The organism is Stenotrophomonas maltophilia group sp. vghtpe118, from assembly GCF_052605195.1.
This window is the reverse complement of record NZ_CP199672.1, coordinates 1,368,470-1,381,591: the sequence shown is the minus strand read 5'-3', so window position 1 is coordinate 1,381,591 and position 13,122 is coordinate 1,368,470. Positions and strand designations below refer to the sequence as shown.

Here is a 13,122-nt window from a genome sequence, read left to right as displayed (position 1 = left end):
GGCAATGGCATTGACCAAGGCGGAGATGGCGGAAAAGCTGTTCGACGAAGTCGGTCTGAACAAGCGGGAAGCCAAGGAATTCGTCGACGCGTTTTTCGATGTGCTGCGTGAAGCATTGGAACAGGGACGTCAGGTGAAGCTGTCGGGTTTCGGTAATTTCGATCTGCGGCGCAAGAACCAGCGCCCGGGTCGCAACCCCAAGACCGGCGAGGAAATTCCGATTTCCGCCCGTACGGTGGTTACCTTCCGTCCGGGCCAGAAGCTCAAGGAGAGGGTGGAAGCTTATGCTGGATCCGGGCAGTAATCGCGAACTACCGCCGATTCCGGCCAAGCGCTACTTCACCATCGGTGAAGTCAGCGAGCTGTGCGACGTCAAGCCGCACGTCCTGCGCTACTGGGAAACCGAGTTTCCCAGCCTTGAGCCGGCCAAGCGCCGAGGCAACCGCCGCTACTACCAGCGCCATGACGTGCTGATGGTGCGGCAGATCCGCAGCCTGCTGTACGAACAGGGCTACACCATCGGCGGTGCACGCCTGCGCCTGGAGGGTCCCGATGCCCGCGAGGAATCGGCGCTGAGCAACCAGATCATCAAGCAGGTGCGCATGGAACTGGAAGAAGTGCTGCAGTTGCTGCGCCGCTGATCCCATTTCCATCGTAATCCGCTATACTTCACGGCCCGCCGCACTGGCGGGCACATCGCAGCATCAGTCGGGGCGTAGCGCAGCCTGGTAGCGCATCTGCCTGGGGGGCAGAGGGTCGTCGGTTCGAATCCGGCCGTCCCGACCACTGTGATGAATCAGGAAGCCCGCGCAGCGATGCGTGGGCTTTTTTGTGCGTGCGGTGTATGCTGCGCGCCACTCGTACTACCGCGGCTGCTGAACCCGGTACTCACGAGAACACATCATGGAATCTGCAAGAAACCGTGCCTGGCGTCGCAGCCAAGCCCGCAACCGTGGTGGCGACCGCGCCACGACGGCCTACCGCTACAAGCCCGAGAAGAACTGGAAGCTGCTGTATACGCGGGATGCCAAGCTCGCGCGTGCACGCCAGCTGGGTTTCACCTATCCGGTCCTCAGCGCCCGCCAACTGCAGGAACAGGAATGATCAACCTGCTGTTCGTCTGCAGCCGCAACCAGCTGCGGAGCCCGACCGCCGAAGCCATGTGGCGACGGCGGCCCGGCTTCAACGCGCTGTCGGCCGGCACCAGCCCGCACGCACGACGCCCCATCGGCCCGGCGGATATCCGCTGGGCCGATGTCATCTTCGTGATGGAGGCCAAGCACCAGCATCGCCTGCAGGCCGCGTACGCGCGCCTGCTGGAACACAAGCGCGTGCACTGCCTGGACATCCCCGACGACTATCGCTGCATGGATCCGGCGTTGATGGACCTGCTGGCCGCCAAGGTGGCCGTGTACCTCGATCAACTGCCGGCAAAGCGGTAGATCAGCTCCGGATCGCCTTCGTCCAAACCCTGCACGATGTCGCTGCCGGTGAGAACCCGAGGCGAGCATCGCCTCGCGGATATGCAGCATCGTCGAGGAAGGATCGGGTGGCGTCATCGAAGGCTCCTGGGCTGGATGCGCCCGGTCCATCGATCACGTCGGCCGTGTCTGCGTATCCGCCACAGCCAGCGTGTGGTCGGCAGTCAATACACGCGGAACTCGGCACGGCAGCCGTCGCTGACCCACACCCCGCGGCGGTCCCAGCCCCAGTTGCGGTCCTCGACGCACGGCGTCACCGACTTCTGCTTGACCAAGCGCACTCCATGGCGCACCCGGATGCGGCATTCCTTGTCCTTCTGTTCGTAGGACTCGCAGACCAGGCGCTCGCCGTCGTCATCCCGGTCACGGTCCCGGCCGCGCCCCGGCCAGCGGCCGCGTCCCTGTTCGTCGGCCACGAACTCAGCGCGGCAGCCTTCGGTGACCCAGAGCATGCGGCGGCTCTGGCCCCAGTTCTGGTCCTCGACGCAGCGGGTGACCGACAGCTGTCTGGCCATGCGCATGCGGCCTTCGATCGGGCACTGCTGGGTCTTGTTGAACTGCGACTCGCAACGCAGCGGCGGAATGTGATCGCTGACGTAGTCCTGGGCGGCCACCGTGGTGGCCACCAGCAGCAGGGCCAGGGCGGAGGTGGCAATGGGCGGCAACAGGCGATGGGTCATGGAGAGCCTCGGCAGGGGGAATGGGCCGCAAGAATGGACCAGCTCGAGGCCGTCGGAACGGATCGTTCCGGCGCTGGCTCAGTGGGGATTTAGTAGTGCGCACCGGCCCATGCAGGGCCTTACATCCCTTATCATCGCGGCACATCCGATCGCATCGGCTTACACCTTCTTACATGTCTCCCACGCATGCCGGCGCAGCCTGTGGCTGCCGTCACTGGCGTGCAGCCGGCTTGCGGAGGAGGATGCGCGGACCACGACGACCACAGGGGGTTGCGTTGATCAGCAGTACCGTCATTCATCGCTCGGCTGGCGCAGAGGCTGGGCAGGTGCGTGTCCTGGACACCACGTTCAAGGGCAAGCATGTGTTCATTGCGTGGGGCCTGCGCGGGCCGGAACTGACCCGCAGCGCAGACCCGCCCGCCACCGTGGCTGCGCGCAAGGCGTTGCACGCCGTGGCCGGCCACAGCGAAGGGCCGCGCAGCCCGGAGGTGTTCATCGCTAACCAGTCGGCGGTGGCGATTACCGTCTATCGGCTGCTGACCGAAGCGCGTTCGGGCGATGCCATCTTCTTCCTGTGTGATTCGCAAGCCGTGGTCGACTGGCTGATCACCGCACTGGAAGTCCAGGGCGAAGGCTGACGCTGCGCGCGGTCAGGCCAGCGCCGCGTCCACCGCCGCAAGCGCGTGCAGGGTGGTGGTGTCGAACAACGGCACCGCACTGTCTTCGGGGCGCACCAGCAGCATGATCTCGGTACAGCCGAGGATGATCGCTTCGGCGCCGCGCGCGACCAGCCGCGCGATCACGCCGGCGTACACCTGCCGCGAGTGCTCGCTGACCACGCCGGCGATCAGCTCCTGGTAGATGATGTCGTGCACGCAGCGGCGATCATCAGCCTCCGGAACCAGTACCTGCAGCCCGAAGCGGTCCTGCAGCCGGTCGCGGTAGAACGCCTGCTCCATGGTGAAGGCGGTGCCGAGCAGTCCCACCTTGCGGATGCCGGCCTGCAGGATCGCCGTGGCGGTCGGGTCGGCGATATGCAGCAGGGGCAACCGGCACTCGGCTTCGATCCGGTCGGCCAGCGTGTGCATGGTGTTGGTGCAGATCACCAGCAGCTCGGCGCCACCGGCCTGCAGTCGCCGTGCAGCATCGAGCATGTGGTTGCCCAGCACATCCCACCGACCGTCGTGCTGCAACTGCTTGATGCCGGCGAAATCCACCGACCACAGCAGCAGTTGCGCCGAATGCGCGCCACCGAGGCGGTTCCGCACCGCCTCGTTGATGAGACGGTAGTACTGCGCGGAGCTTTCCCAGCTCATGCCGCCGATCAGGCCAAGGGTCTTCATGCTCAGCTCCATGCCAGGAAGCCGTCATTGCAGCACAACCGATGCGGGACTTGCACGACACATTAGTGATCGCTAATGTATAGGCCATGATCGAGAACGCCCTGTTCAAGGCGCTGGCCGACCCCACCCGCCGCCATATCTTCGAAAAGCTGGCCGATGGCGGGCAACATGCCAGCGCGCTACGCGAGGGCATTGCGATCAGCCAGTCTGCGATGTCCCAGCACCTGGCAGTGCTGCGCGATGCAGGGCTGGTGCGTGAGCAGCGTCAGGGACGTTTCGTCCACTATGAAGTCGATCCGCGCGGGCTGGCCCACATCGGTCGCTGGCTGCAGCGTTACCGGGCCTACTGGCCGGCGCGGATGTCCGCACTGCAGAACCTGCTGGAGGAGATGGACTGATGGACGATGTTCTGGAGGAAGCGGCTCCCGCGCTGGTGATGGAGCAGCGGTTGCCTGCGCCACCGGAACGGGTCTGGCGCGCACTGTTCGATCCGGCACTGCGTGAGCGCTGGTTGCCTGCCGCCGATCTTGCCGATCCACAGCCCTGCCTGTGCGAGGAGGGGCGGGAGCTGGGATTCCGCTTGCGCGATGCACAGCCCCCACATCTGCACAGCCTGGTGTGTTTCCGGCTGCGCGGTGATGAGGATGGGGGAACGGTGCTGACCATCGTGCACCGGCTCACCGACCGGCGCGCGCTGATACCGCCGGCGTCCAACGATGACCATCGCACGGTGATGCGCGCGGCGTGAGCCGGCGCCTGGATCGAACGCTACAGGGAGCAGGCACATGCGGGACAGAATGCAGCTGGTACCGATGGTGGTGGAACGCAGCGAGCGCGGTGAGCGCTCCTATGACATCTACTCGCGGCTCCTGCGCGAGCGCATCATCTTTCTCAACGGCGAAGTCGATGACACCGTATCGGCGCTGGTCTGCGCGCAACTGCTGTTCCTTGAATCTGAAAATCCGGAGAAGCCGATCCATCTGTACATCAACTCGCCGGGCGGGGTGATCTCCAGCGGCTTGGCGATGTACGACACGATGCAATACATCTCGGCCCCGGTGCATACGCTGTGCATGGGCACCGCGCGGTCGATGGGTTCGTTCCTGCTGATGGCCGGCGAGCCGGGTCACCGCGCGGCGCTGGCCAATGCCAGCCTGCATGTGCACCAGCCGCTGGGCGGGGTGCAGGGCCAGGCTTCGGACATCTTCATCCACGCCGAGGAGATGCAGCGCACCAAGCAGCGCATCACCCAGCTGTATGCGCGGCATTGCGGACGCAGTTTCGAGGAGGTCGAACAGACCCTGGACCGCGATCGGTTCATGAGTGCCGAGCAGGCATGCGAATGGGGCCTGATCGACCAGGTACTGGTACGGCGCGACGCGCTCGCGGCCTGAGTCTGCCTCTGTAACCACCGCATCCATGCTGCACTGTGTGTGCCGCGCCAGGCCGGCGCACTCTATGCTGGTTGGATGTTCTGAAGTGGACGCCTGATATGGCCCTGCATACCTGGTGGTGGTTCCTGGCCACGGTCTTCGTGCTGTGCGGGACGCCCGGGCCCAACATGCTGCACATCCTTGGCCGCAGCGTCGGGCTGGGGTTCCGTGGCAGTGTGCCGGCCATGGCCGGCTGCCTGCTGGCGATGCTGCTGGTGCTGGCGGCTTCCGCAGCGGGCCTGAGTGCGCTGCTGCATTCCTCGCCGATGCTGTTCGAGGTGCTGCGCTATCTCGGTGTGGCCTACCTGGCCTGGCTCGGCATCAAGGCCTGGCGTGACAGTTGCCGGCCCGCACCCGCGGTGGCCGATGCTGCCGAGGTCACACTGGCGCCGGTACATGGCGCAGGCGCGGTGTTCCGCGGCGGCCTGTGGGTCGGCCTGAGCAATCCCAAACTACTGCTGTTCGCCGCAGCGTTCCTGCCACAGTTCGTGGACCCGTCGCGCAGCCAGGCCGTGCAGTACAGCGTGCTGGTGGCAACCTTCGCGGCCTGCGAACTGTTCTGGTACGTGATGTACGCAGCCGGTGGCCACGGCCTGCGCCGTTGGCTTGCAAAGCCATTCGCACGGCGCTGGTTCGAGCGGCTGGTGGGAAGCGTGTTCCTGGCCTTCGCAGTGGCGTTGTTGCGCTTCCGGCCGCGTTGATTCACGCCGCACACGCGGCCCGTTCACGAGCGCCGCATCGGTGGCGGCCTAGCCTGATCGCACCGTTTGCATTCCCTGCAGGGAAAGGATCGACATGATCAAGTGGGCCATCATCTTCGCCATCATCGGCATCATCGCGGGCGTGCTGGGCTTCGGCGGCATCGCTGGCGCCGCCGTGGGCATCGCCAAGTTCCTGTTCTGGGCAGGCATCATCATCGCCGTGGTCCTGTTCCTGATCGGCATGAGCGTGGCGAAGAAGGTCAGCTAGCGCCAGTCGCGCAGCAGCGTCTTCAGTGCGCGCTGCTGCGCGAGAACAGATTGATCACCAGTACGCCGGCGCAGATCAGGCCTATCCCGATCAATGCCGGTGCATCCAGCCGCTGCTTGAACACCACCAGGCCGATCAGCGAAATCAGCACGATGCCGACGCCGGACCAGATTGCATAGGCGATGCCGGTCGGCACCGACTTCATGGTGACCGACAGCAGGTAGAAGCACAGCCCATAGCCAACCAGCGCGCCCACTGTCGGCCACAGCCGGCTCATGCCGTCCGAGGCTTTCAGCAGTGACGTGGCGATCACTTCCAGCACGATGGCGGCGGCCAGGTAGATATAGGGGTTCATCGCGGGCTCCGGGTCACTGCGGGTCGCACCGGATCAATCGTCGATGCGAGCGAAGCGCGCCTGCGGGCCGTGTTCGCCCGGAACCTGCTCGATGAACATCGGGTAGGGGCGTACCCACAGGCCGCCTTCGCCATAGAGTGCGCGATAAAGCACCATCGGTTCCAACGTCTCGCTGCTGCGGACGATATCAATCACCTCGTATTCGCCGCCCTTGAAGTGGCGATACCGGCCACGGACGAGATCGGGCAGGGGAGTCAGCTCAGCCATGGCAGGGCGTGCTCACTTGCGCGCCGGGCTGGCAGGCTTGGCGCAGTACGCGTCGATGGCCTCGGCCGTGTTGGCCAGGCCCTGCGCCTGCGCCAGTTCCCAGGGGCGCTCGCAGCGCTGGCTGTGTTCGCACCACTGATAGCCAGCAGCGCCGATACAGCCGTGTGCGTCACGGTCGCCCCCCACCACCGGCGTCGCTGGCGACGCCTCAGCGGCATCAGCGCGCGCGGTCGCCGTGTCCTGGCTGGCACAGGCGGCCAGAACCAGCAGCGCTGGAATCAGAAGAAGCACCTTCATGCGCGAGCTCCGTGCGTAAAGCGACATTTTCTGTCGCAAATAGCCCGTCAGCAAGCGCTCAATGCACGGCGGCGCGGATCAACTCTTCGATCAGGATCAGATAGCAGGCCACGAAATAGAACTTCAGCAACGTCGAACGCTGGTGCGGGAGGAAGGTGCGCATGTGGAAGGGGCCCCTGTTGATGACGGTAGTGTGAAGCCAGCCTGACTCCGTGACAAGGATCACGGAATGAACGGGCTAAACGGACTCAGGGATGTGAGGAAAGCCGAGATCCGATGCGAGGGCGCGGCATTTTCGTACAAATCTGATAGGCCATCCCGGAGGCGGTCGCTAGCCTGATGGTGTAACGGCAAGCGGCCAACTGCCTGCCACTGCACCCTTTCATCCGCAGGAGACTCCGATGGTCATCACCGTCCAATGCAATGCCCAGCGCTGGTCCGTACTGCATCCGCAGCTGAGCGACACCACGGGTTACGCGCGGGGCGCCGACGCCTTTGATGCCGCCGCCGCGCTGGCCCTGGAGCATCACCGCCGCACCGGCCAGCGCAGCACGGTGCGGGTCGAGGCGCTTGGCAACACGGTAGACGCGCTTTACGTTGGAGAGTGACGCCAGCCCCCTTGGTGCAGTCAGCCACGGTTGAGTTGTTTGAATGGGGGAACAACTGCCATCGCCGCTCCCTCTGTGCGCCGGGCCGTGAATCCCGGATGCTTGCGCCATCGTATTCATCTGGAGATCTCGATGGGCAAGGCACTCACCTGGCGCACCCTGGCCTGCACCCTGTTGCCGATGCTGGCGGCCGCCGGCGGCGCCCAGGCGCAGAGCTATGGCTACGGCTACGACGACGACCGCTATGGCGGCCGCGATGGCAGTGGCATCGTGCGCTGCGAGTCGGTCAAGAACCGCAGCAATGAGTGCCGCCTGGATGGCCGCGCGCGGTTGATCCGCCAATTGTCCGGTTCGCCCTGTGTGGAAGGTGAGACCTGGGGCCAGTCGCGCAACGGCGTCTGGGTCACACAGGGGTGCCGTGCCGAATTCGTTGGTGAATACCGCCGCGGCCGCGGCTGGGGCGGCTGGGGCGGCAATGGCGGCGGCTGGGGCAACGGCAATGGATGGGGTGGTGGCGATGTGGTCACCTGCCATTCCAATGGCCACCGGCAGGAGTACTGCGATGCCCGCATCCGCCGGGGCGTGCGCCTGATCCGCCAGGACTCGCGCAGTGCCTGCATCGAAGGCCAGAGCTGGGGCTGGGATCGCCGCGGCATCTGGGTGAGCGATGGCTGCAGGGCGCAGTTCCAGGTGAACTGAGCTTTACGGGTTCAACCCGTGAAAATCAGAATAATCTGATACAGCTCACATTTTGAACGACGTATCGTCTGTGATCAGGGCGCCCTGCGTGCCCTGATACCCGGTGATGTCGATTGCCGTAGCCGGCATCAGCATCGCGCCGCCGTCGATACGCTGCCTCAAGGAGTGAGCTGCATGTTGATCCGCCTGCAATGCGAACAGCGCCAGTGGCGCGTGCTGCACCCGGATAGGCCGGAGCCGATCGAGTTCCGTGATGGCGCACGAGCCTATGACTTTGCCGAGACCCTGGCCCGCCTGCACTTCGTCGACACCGGGCAGCGCGCCGCCGTGCGCGTGGAGGCCAGCGGGGCGTTCGTGGAAGCGGTCAGTTACGGTTGAGCGTGGGGCGCCTGCTGGGGCAGGCCTGCGGGGTTCGGCCATCCACGCATGGCGTGGAACCACCTGCTTCCACCGTGGAAGGTGCGAGCCTTCGGCTGCACCTTCCCGTGATGCGTGGATTCCTGATCGGCCTCAGCCCGCGGCACTCAGCGGCGGGCTGCCTGCGGCCAGCTGTGGCCAACGCTTGAGCACGGCGGCGCGGATGCCGGCCGCATCGATACCGGCTTCGGCCAGCAGGTCCTCGCGGCTGGCGTGGTGTTGGTAGCTGTCGGGCAGGCCCAGGTGCAGGATCGGACGCAGCACGCCTTCGGCATTGAGCAGCTCACCGACACCGGAACCGGCACCACCGGCCACGACGTTGTCTTCGATCGTGACCAGGCCCTCGTGCTGGGCGGCCATGGCCAGCACCAGCTCGCGATCCAGTGGCTTGATGAAGCGCATGTTGACCACGCTCAGGCCCAGTTCGCGGCCGACCTGCTCGGCGGCGGGCACGGTGCTGCCGAAGGCAAGCAGGGCGATGCGGTTGCCCTGCAGGCGCAGCTCGCCCTTGCCGATCGGCAGGGTCGACAGGTCGGTGCCGGCCGCAACGCCGGTACCCGTACCGCGCGGGTAGCGCACGGCAGCCGGACCCGGGTGCTGCAGGCCGGTGCTGAGCATCTGCCGGCACTCGGCTTCATTGGAGGGTGCCATCACCACCATGTTCGGCACGCAGCGCAGGAAGCTGAGGTCGAGGTTGCCGGCGTGGGTCGCGCCGTCCGGACCGACCACGCCAGCGCGGTCGATCGCAAACAGCACGTCCAGATCCTGGATCGCCACGTCGTGCACCAGCTGGTCGTACGCACGCTGCAGGAAGGTGGAGTAGATCGCCACCACCGGCTTGCCCCCCTGGGTGGCCATGCCGGCGGCGAGGGTGACCGCGTGCTGCTCGGCGATCGCCACGTCGAAATAGCGCTGCGGGTACTCCTTGCTGAAGCGCACCAGGCCAGAGCCTTCGCGCATGGCCGGAGTGATGCCGTAGAGGCGCGGCTCGGCGGCGGCGGCATCGCACAGCCAGTCGCTGAATACATCGGTATAGGTCGGCTTCTTGGCCCCGGCCTTGGCCACCAGGCCCTTGTCCGGATCGAATGGGCCCACGGCGTGGTAACCGATCTGATCGCCTTCCGCCGGCTCGTAGCCCTTGCCCTTGGTGGTCATCACATGCAGCAGCTTCGGGCCCTTGGAGGCGCGCAGCGTCTTCAGGGTGGACAACAGCGCCGGCATGTCGTGGCCGTCGATCGGGCCGGTGTAGTGGAAGCCCATTTCCTCGAACATCGTGGAGGGCACGAACATGCCCTTCCAGTGTTCTTCCCAGCGCTTCACGAAACGCGCCGGGTTGTTCTTCTTGTCACCGAGGATCTTCTTGCCACCTTCGCGCAGCGCGTTGAGCGTACGGCTGCCGGTCGCTCGGCCCAGCATCTTGGTCAGGCCGCCCACTGCCTCGGAGATCGACATGTTGTTGTCGTTGAGGATCACCAGCAGGTTCGGCTCCGGCTCCATGCCACCAGCGTGCATCAGCGCCTCGAACGCCATGCCGGCAGTCATCGCGCCGTCACCGATCACTGCCACGACCTTGCGGTCGTCGCCTTCGGACTGGCGGGCGATGGCCATGCCGAGCGCGGCCGAGATCGAGGTGGAGGAGTGGCCGACGCCGAAGGTGTCGTACTCGCTTTCCTCGCGCTTCGGGAACGGCGCGACACCGTCCTTCTGCTTGACGGTATGGATCTCGTCGCGGCGGCCGGTCAGGATCTTGTGCGGGTACGTCTGGTGACCGACGTCCCAGACCAGTTGATCGACCGGGGTCTGGTACAGGTAGTGCAGGGCCACGGTCAGTTCGATCACGCCCAGGCCGGCGGCGAAGTGGCCTCCGCTCTTGCCCACCGATTCGATGAGGTAGGCGCGCAGTTCGTCGGCGACCGCCCTCAATTCGGATTCGTCGAACGTGCGCAGGTCATCCGGTGTCTGGATGCGCGCGAGGCGGGGATAGCGGGCAGAGTCGATCATCATGTTCGCACTTTTTCTGAACGCCCATTTTCGCCCTCAAACGGGGGTGGGGCAAGCAAACGCCGCCGTCCGTGACAGGACGGTGAGGGTTGCATGTTCGGGCGTTCAGGTGCTGAGTTTCGAGCGCTTGGGCAACTGCGCCTTCAGGAAGGCCATCTGGTCGGCCAGGATGTTGCGGTTGGACAGGATCAGGTGCTCGATCCAGCTGGGCCGGTAGGGCACTGCCAGCAGGGGCATGCCGGCCTGCTGCGGGGTGCGGTCGCTCTTGCGCGAATTGCAGTGGAAGCACGCGGTGACCACGTTTTCCCAGCAGTCCAGGCCACCTTTGGACAGCGGCATGACATGGTCGCGGGTGAGCGTGGGGCGGGTGAACTGCTGGCCGCAGTACATGCACAGATGGGCGTCGCGGGCGAACAGGGCCTGGTTGGTCAGGTTCGGCGTCGGGTCGATCGCGCGGGAGCGGGCGTGGCCGCGGGCAGCGATGATCGGGTGCAGGTCCATGCCGCTCTGCAGGCCGCTGAAGCGGTTGGTGCCACCGTGGATGTGCAGGCAGGGATCGCCAAGCGTCCAGGCCACCGCCTCGCGGGCGTAGAGGCAGGCCGCATCCTGCCAGGTGATCCAGTCCAGTACGCGTCCGTGGGCATCAAGCGAGAGCAGCCGGACCGAACCGGGGCGATGCAGCGTCGTGGCGTTGGGCGATGCTTCGGCGCCCGGAGCAGAAAACGGAGCTCCGGCTTCGATCAGACCCAAGCGTGTAGTGTCTGTCTCCATCGGGAGAACAGCTTATACCTGAATGTTGACGATTTGTGTATCGCCGACAGGCGATACACAAATCGTCAACATTCAGGTCCGCGCATTCCTCCTATCCCCCGCACCTGTCGGTGCGCCCCCCTTAACAAAGGGGGGCTTTTCTCCAGATGGATTCCGGTGGTTCTCATCCGCGCGTGGCGTGGATCTACGGCAGTTCGCGGGGAACTGTCAGAGGCGGGGCGGTGTGGGGTGGCAGGACCGTTGGCGCCATGGATGGCGCCATCGAGCCCCCATGGTGAAGTGACCCCCGGGAGTTGGACATCAGATCCAACCCCGAGGGATACATGAACAGATACGACGCGCGTTTCAAACTGCAGGTCGCCAAAGAGGCCTGCAAGACCTCCACATCGGTCAAAGCCGTTGCTCGTCGCTACGGCCTGGAGTTCTCCACGGTCAGGCGCTGGGTGGCGACCTATCGGCTGCATGGTTGGCGCGGGTTTCGCCGCCAGGCCCAGTCCTATGACCTCGCATTCAAGCTGGCTGTCCTGAAGAAGATGGGCCAGGACGGCATGTCCGGGCGGGAGGCCGCCACTTACTTTCAAATTGGCGATGCCGGCGCGGTGGGTCGGTGGCGTCGCCTGTATGCTCAAGGCGGTGCCCAAGCGCTGGCACCACCTCCGCCGCCGCCCCGAAAGCCGATGAAAAAGACCCGCTCGTCCAAGCCACCTGAGGAAATGAGCCGCGATGAGCTGCTCAAGGAAGTCGCCTATCTGCGTGCGGAGACCGACTACCTAAAAAAACTCGATGCCTTGATCCGGGAAGAGCAGGCGGCGCAGGACGCAAAGCGCAAGCCATCCAAGGATTGAGGCAGGTTCATACGCTGTCGCTTCTGCTCGAAGCGGCAGAGCTGTCACGCAGTACGTTCTATTACCAGAACCATGTCCTGGCCCATCCGGATCAGGATGAGGCAGCCCTGTGCGAGCGCATCCGGGCAATCTACGATCAAAGCCAAGGGCGCTATGGGTATCGCACGGTGACGCTGGAACTGGCCAATCAGGGCCATCGGACCAATCACAAGCGGGTACAGCGCCTGATGGGGGAGATGGGCCTGAAATCACGGGTACGCGTGAAGCGCTACCGGTCCTTCAAAGGGGCCGCCAATGTTGTGGTTGGCAATGACCTCAATCGCCAGTTCCATGCCGAGCGGCCCAACCAGAAGTGGGTGACCGACGTCACCGAGTTCAAGGTGCAAGGCATGAAGCTGTACCTGTCGCCGATCATGGACCTCTACAACGGTGAAATCGTGGCTTATCAGATCAAGCGCCAGCCTGTGTTCGATCTGGTAGGTCAGATGCTGGAGGAGGCCATCAAGAAGCTTTCGCCGGATGAGCGGCCAATGATCCACTCCGACCAGGGCTGGCAGTACCAGCATGAGAACTACCGGCACATGCTGGAAAAGCACTCGTTGAAGCAAAGCATGTCCCGACGTGGCAACTGCTTGGACAATGCGGCAATGGAAAGCTTCTTCGGGACGCTGAAGTCGGAGTTCTTCTACCTGAACAGATTTGACAGCATCGAAAGCCTGGAGGCCGGGCTGGTGGAGTACATCAAGTACTACAACCAAGAGCGAATCAGATTGAAATTGAAGGGGCTAAGCCCGGTAAAGTACCGGGAACAGGCCCAAGCAGCCGCCTGACCCCACCGTCCAAGTCTCGGGGGTCACTTCATGGATGGGTTTACGGCGTGTCCTGCCAGGCCACACCGCCCCGCCATCCACCGGGATGCAGCTGTTGCTGTTGCGGTTGCCGGCCAGCGGCCGGCA

Annotated in this window: 21 protein-coding genes and 1 tRNA gene; 15 read left to right on the top strand and 7 right to left on the bottom strand. The window is 64.7% G+C overall.

Translation table 11 applies throughout. The features are described 5' to 3' along the window. The first annotated feature begins 4 nt into the window (after positions 1 to 4). The 5 genes from ACUDTM_RS06535 to ACUDTM_RS06515 all read left to right on the top strand — a co-directional run bounded on the left by ACUDTM_RS06535 (position 5) and on the right by ACUDTM_RS06515 (position 1,442). On the top strand, positions 5 to 304 hold the full coding sequence (locus tag ACUDTM_RS06535) for an integration host factor subunit alpha (RefSeq protein ID WP_005410432.1): 300 nt from the start codon (positions 5 to 7) through the stop codon (positions 302 to 304). After that, positions 285 to 641 carry a MerR family transcriptional regulator gene (locus ACUDTM_RS06530; RefSeq protein WP_053518690.1) on the top strand — a complete coding sequence of 119 codons (357 nt, stop codon included), beginning with the start codon at positions 285 to 287 and terminating at the stop codon, positions 639 to 641. The genes ACUDTM_RS06535 and ACUDTM_RS06530 overlap by 20 nt, the downstream gene beginning before the upstream one ends. Positions 642 to 709: 68 nt before the next feature. Next, a tRNA-Pro gene (locus ACUDTM_RS06525) sits at positions 710 to 786 on the top strand. 117 nt (positions 787 to 903) lie between these two features. Further along, positions 904 to 1,104: a hypothetical protein gene (locus ACUDTM_RS06520; RefSeq protein WP_088496157.1), complete on the top strand. Its 201-nt coding sequence runs from the start codon at positions 904 to 906 to the stop codon at positions 1,102 to 1,104. Continuing rightward, complete coding sequence (locus tag ACUDTM_RS06515; RefSeq protein WP_188240782.1) at positions 1,101 to 1,442, top strand: low molecular weight protein tyrosine phosphatase family protein; 342 nt, start codon at positions 1,101 to 1,103, stop codon at positions 1,440 to 1,442. Before ACUDTM_RS06520 ends, ACUDTM_RS06515 begins: the two co-directional genes overlap by 4 nt. Positions 1,443 to 1,645: 203 nt before the next feature. Here the strand turns inward: ACUDTM_RS06515 and ACUDTM_RS06510 are convergent, their stop codons facing one another. Continuing rightward, entirely contained in the window at positions 1,646 to 2,161 is a 516-nt protein-coding gene (locus ACUDTM_RS06510; protein ID WP_088496159.1) for a DUF3011 domain-containing protein, read from the bottom strand. 242 nt (positions 2,162 to 2,403) lie between these two features. On the opposite strand from ACUDTM_RS06510, the gene ACUDTM_RS06505 reads away from it, so the two are divergent. Further along, positions 2,404 to 2,799: a hypothetical protein gene (locus ACUDTM_RS06505; protein ID WP_061478088.1), complete on the top strand. Its 396-nt coding sequence runs from the start codon at positions 2,404 to 2,406 to the stop codon at positions 2,797 to 2,799. Between the two features lie 12 nt (positions 2,800 to 2,811). On the opposite strand, the gene ACUDTM_RS06500 is transcribed toward ACUDTM_RS06505, so the two are convergent. After that, positions 2,812 to 3,504 carry an aspartate/glutamate racemase family protein gene (locus ACUDTM_RS06500; RefSeq protein ID WP_088496163.1) on the bottom strand — a complete coding sequence of 231 codons (693 nt, stop codon included), beginning with the start codon at positions 3,502 to 3,504 and terminating at the stop codon, positions 2,812 to 2,814. Between the two features lie 86 nt (positions 3,505 to 3,590). Here ACUDTM_RS06500 and ACUDTM_RS06495 point away from each other — a divergent pair, with 86 nt between their 5' ends. The 5 genes from ACUDTM_RS06495 to ACUDTM_RS06475 all read left to right on the top strand — a co-directional run bounded on the left by ACUDTM_RS06495 (position 3,591) and on the right by ACUDTM_RS06475 (position 5,906). Beyond that, positions 3,591 to 3,902 (top strand): ArsR/SmtB family transcription factor, encoded by a 312-nt coding sequence (locus ACUDTM_RS06495; protein ID WP_072169128.1) that lies wholly within the window; start codon positions 3,591 to 3,593, stop codon positions 3,900 to 3,902. Then, complete coding sequence (locus ACUDTM_RS06490; protein ID WP_134971698.1) at positions 3,902 to 4,252, top strand: polyketide cyclase; 351 nt, start codon at positions 3,902 to 3,904, stop codon at positions 4,250 to 4,252. The genes ACUDTM_RS06495 and ACUDTM_RS06490 overlap by 1 nt, the downstream gene beginning before the upstream one ends. Positions 4,253 to 4,289: 37 nt before the next feature. Continuing rightward, entirely contained in the window at positions 4,290 to 4,898 is a 609-nt protein-coding gene (locus tag ACUDTM_RS06485; RefSeq protein WP_005417839.1) for an ATP-dependent Clp protease proteolytic subunit, read from the top strand. 98 nt (positions 4,899 to 4,996) lie between these two features. Further along, complete coding sequence (locus ACUDTM_RS06480; protein ID WP_072169130.1) at positions 4,997 to 5,638, top strand: LysE family translocator; 642 nt, start codon at positions 4,997 to 4,999, stop codon at positions 5,636 to 5,638. A gap of 94 nt (positions 5,639 to 5,732) precedes the next feature. Next, complete coding sequence (locus ACUDTM_RS06475; protein ID WP_005417836.1) at positions 5,733 to 5,906, top strand: DUF1328 domain-containing protein; 174 nt, start codon at positions 5,733 to 5,735, stop codon at positions 5,904 to 5,906. A gap of 22 nt (positions 5,907 to 5,928) precedes the next feature. Here ACUDTM_RS06475 and ACUDTM_RS06470 read toward each other — a convergent pair whose 3' ends face one another. Genes ACUDTM_RS06470 through ACUDTM_RS06460 form a run of 3 tightly spaced genes read right to left on the bottom strand, consistent with a single transcriptional unit; the run spans position 5,929 to position 6,825 of the window. Continuing rightward, positions 5,929 to 6,261 carry an SMR family transporter gene (locus ACUDTM_RS06470; RefSeq protein WP_053499229.1) on the bottom strand — a complete coding sequence of 111 codons (333 nt, stop codon included), beginning with the start codon at positions 6,259 to 6,261 and terminating at the stop codon, positions 5,929 to 5,931. 33 nt (positions 6,262 to 6,294) lie between these two features. After that, positions 6,295 to 6,528, bottom strand: a complete 234-nt coding sequence (locus ACUDTM_RS06465; protein WP_072169132.1) for a DUF1653 domain-containing protein — start codon at positions 6,526 to 6,528, stop codon at positions 6,295 to 6,297. 12 nt (positions 6,529 to 6,540) lie between these two features. After that, on the bottom strand, positions 6,541 to 6,825 hold the full coding sequence (locus ACUDTM_RS06460) for a hypothetical protein (protein WP_445391218.1): 285 nt from the start codon (positions 6,823 to 6,825) through the stop codon (positions 6,541 to 6,543). 401 nt (positions 6,826 to 7,226) lie between these two features. Between ACUDTM_RS06460 and ACUDTM_RS06455 the strand changes: the two genes are divergently transcribed. The 3 genes from ACUDTM_RS06455 to ACUDTM_RS06445 all read left to right on the top strand — a co-directional run bounded on the left by ACUDTM_RS06455 (position 7,227) and on the right by ACUDTM_RS06445 (position 8,510). After that, the gene (locus ACUDTM_RS06455; protein WP_072169134.1) at positions 7,227 to 7,433 is read left to right on the top strand and encodes a hypothetical protein; all 207 of its coding nucleotides are present in this window, start codon (positions 7,227 to 7,229) and stop codon (positions 7,431 to 7,433) included. 132 nt (positions 7,434 to 7,565) lie between these two features. Next, positions 7,566 to 8,132: a DUF3011 domain-containing protein gene (locus ACUDTM_RS06450; protein WP_445391217.1), complete on the top strand. Its 567-nt coding sequence runs from the start codon at positions 7,566 to 7,568 to the stop codon at positions 8,130 to 8,132. A gap of 174 nt (positions 8,133 to 8,306) precedes the next feature. Continuing rightward, positions 8,307 to 8,510 carry a hypothetical protein gene (locus ACUDTM_RS06445; protein WP_005417823.1) on the top strand — a complete coding sequence of 68 codons (204 nt, stop codon included), beginning with the start codon at positions 8,307 to 8,309 and terminating at the stop codon, positions 8,508 to 8,510. A gap of 132 nt (positions 8,511 to 8,642) precedes the next feature. On the opposite strand, the gene dxs is transcribed toward ACUDTM_RS06445, so the two are convergent. Further along, positions 8,643 to 10,550, bottom strand: coding sequence for a 1-deoxy-D-xylulose-5-phosphate synthase (gene dxs / locus ACUDTM_RS06440; RefSeq protein WP_061478102.1), 1,908 nt, complete (start codon positions 10,548 to 10,550; stop codon positions 8,643 to 8,645). Between the two features lie 105 nt (positions 10,551 to 10,655). Further along, a complete protein-coding gene (locus ACUDTM_RS06435) occupies positions 10,656 to 11,321 on the bottom strand; it encodes an HNH endonuclease (RefSeq protein ID WP_032954353.1) in 666 nt (221 codons plus the stop codon). Positions 11,322 to 11,644: 323 nt separating this feature from the next. On the opposite strand from ACUDTM_RS06435, the gene ACUDTM_RS06430 reads away from it, so the two are divergent. Further along, a protein-coding gene (locus tag ACUDTM_RS06430) for an IS3 family transposase (protein WP_445391216.1) occupies positions 11,645 to 12,996 on the top strand; the annotation gives its coding sequence in 2 pieces (ribosomal slippage) (positions 11,645 to 12,092 and positions 12,092 to 12,996; 1,353 coding nt in all). Positions 12,997 to 13,122: the final 126 nt, after the last annotated feature.

Excerpts from the sequence above, each read along its gene's own strand:
- ACUDTM_RS06535 (WP_005410432.1), top strand. The coding sequence starts at position 5 with ATGGCATTGACCAAGGCGGAGATGGCGGAAAAGCTGTTCGACGAAGTC.
- ACUDTM_RS06530 (WP_053518690.1), top strand. The coding sequence starts at position 285 with ATGCTGGATCCGGGCAGTAATCGCGAACTACCGCCGATTCCGGCCAAG.
- ACUDTM_RS06520 (WP_088496157.1), top strand. The coding sequence starts at position 904 with ATGGAATCTGCAAGAAACCGTGCCTGGCGTCGCAGCCAAGCCCGCAAC.
- ACUDTM_RS06515 (WP_188240782.1), top strand. The coding sequence starts at position 1,101 with ATGATCAACCTGCTGTTCGTCTGCAGCCGCAACCAGCTGCGGAGCCCG.
- ACUDTM_RS06510 (WP_088496159.1), bottom strand. The coding sequence starts at position 2,161 with ATGACCCATCGCCTGTTGCCGCCCATTGCCACCTCCGCCCTGGCCCTG.
- ACUDTM_RS06505 (WP_061478088.1), top strand. The coding sequence starts at position 2,404 with ATGCGCGGACCACGACGACCACAGGGGGTTGCGTTGATCAGCAGTACC.
- ACUDTM_RS06500 (WP_088496163.1), bottom strand. The coding sequence starts at position 3,504 with ATGAAGACCCTTGGCCTGATCGGCGGCATGAGCTGGGAAAGCTCCGCG.
- ACUDTM_RS06495 (WP_072169128.1), top strand. The coding sequence starts at position 3,591 with ATGATCGAGAACGCCCTGTTCAAGGCGCTGGCCGACCCCACCCGCCGC.
- ACUDTM_RS06490 (WP_134971698.1), top strand. The coding sequence starts at position 3,902 with ATGGACGATGTTCTGGAGGAAGCGGCTCCCGCGCTGGTGATGGAGCAG.
- ACUDTM_RS06485 (WP_005417839.1), top strand. The coding sequence starts at position 4,290 with ATGCGGGACAGAATGCAGCTGGTACCGATGGTGGTGGAACGCAGCGAG.
- ACUDTM_RS06480 (WP_072169130.1), top strand. The coding sequence starts at position 4,997 with ATGGCCCTGCATACCTGGTGGTGGTTCCTGGCCACGGTCTTCGTGCTG.
- ACUDTM_RS06475 (WP_005417836.1), top strand. The coding sequence starts at position 5,733 with ATGATCAAGTGGGCCATCATCTTCGCCATCATCGGCATCATCGCGGGC.
- ACUDTM_RS06470 (WP_053499229.1), bottom strand. The coding sequence starts at position 6,261 with ATGAACCCCTATATCTACCTGGCCGCCGCCATCGTGCTGGAAGTGATC.
- ACUDTM_RS06465 (WP_072169132.1), bottom strand. The coding sequence starts at position 6,528 with ATGGCTGAGCTGACTCCCCTGCCCGATCTCGTCCGTGGCCGGTATCGC.
- ACUDTM_RS06460 (WP_445391218.1), bottom strand. The coding sequence starts at position 6,825 with ATGAAGGTGCTTCTTCTGATTCCAGCGCTGCTGGTTCTGGCCGCCTGT.
- ACUDTM_RS06455 (WP_072169134.1), top strand. The coding sequence starts at position 7,227 with ATGGTCATCACCGTCCAATGCAATGCCCAGCGCTGGTCCGTACTGCAT.
- ACUDTM_RS06450 (WP_445391217.1), top strand. The coding sequence starts at position 7,566 with ATGGGCAAGGCACTCACCTGGCGCACCCTGGCCTGCACCCTGTTGCCG.
- ACUDTM_RS06445 (WP_005417823.1), top strand. The coding sequence starts at position 8,307 with ATGTTGATCCGCCTGCAATGCGAACAGCGCCAGTGGCGCGTGCTGCAC.
- dxs (WP_061478102.1), bottom strand. The coding sequence starts at position 10,550 with ATGATCGACTCTGCCCGCTATCCCCGCCTCGCGCGCATCCAGACACCG.
- ACUDTM_RS06435 (WP_032954353.1), bottom strand. The coding sequence starts at position 11,321 with ATGGAGACAGACACTACACGCTTGGGTCTGATCGAAGCCGGAGCTCCG.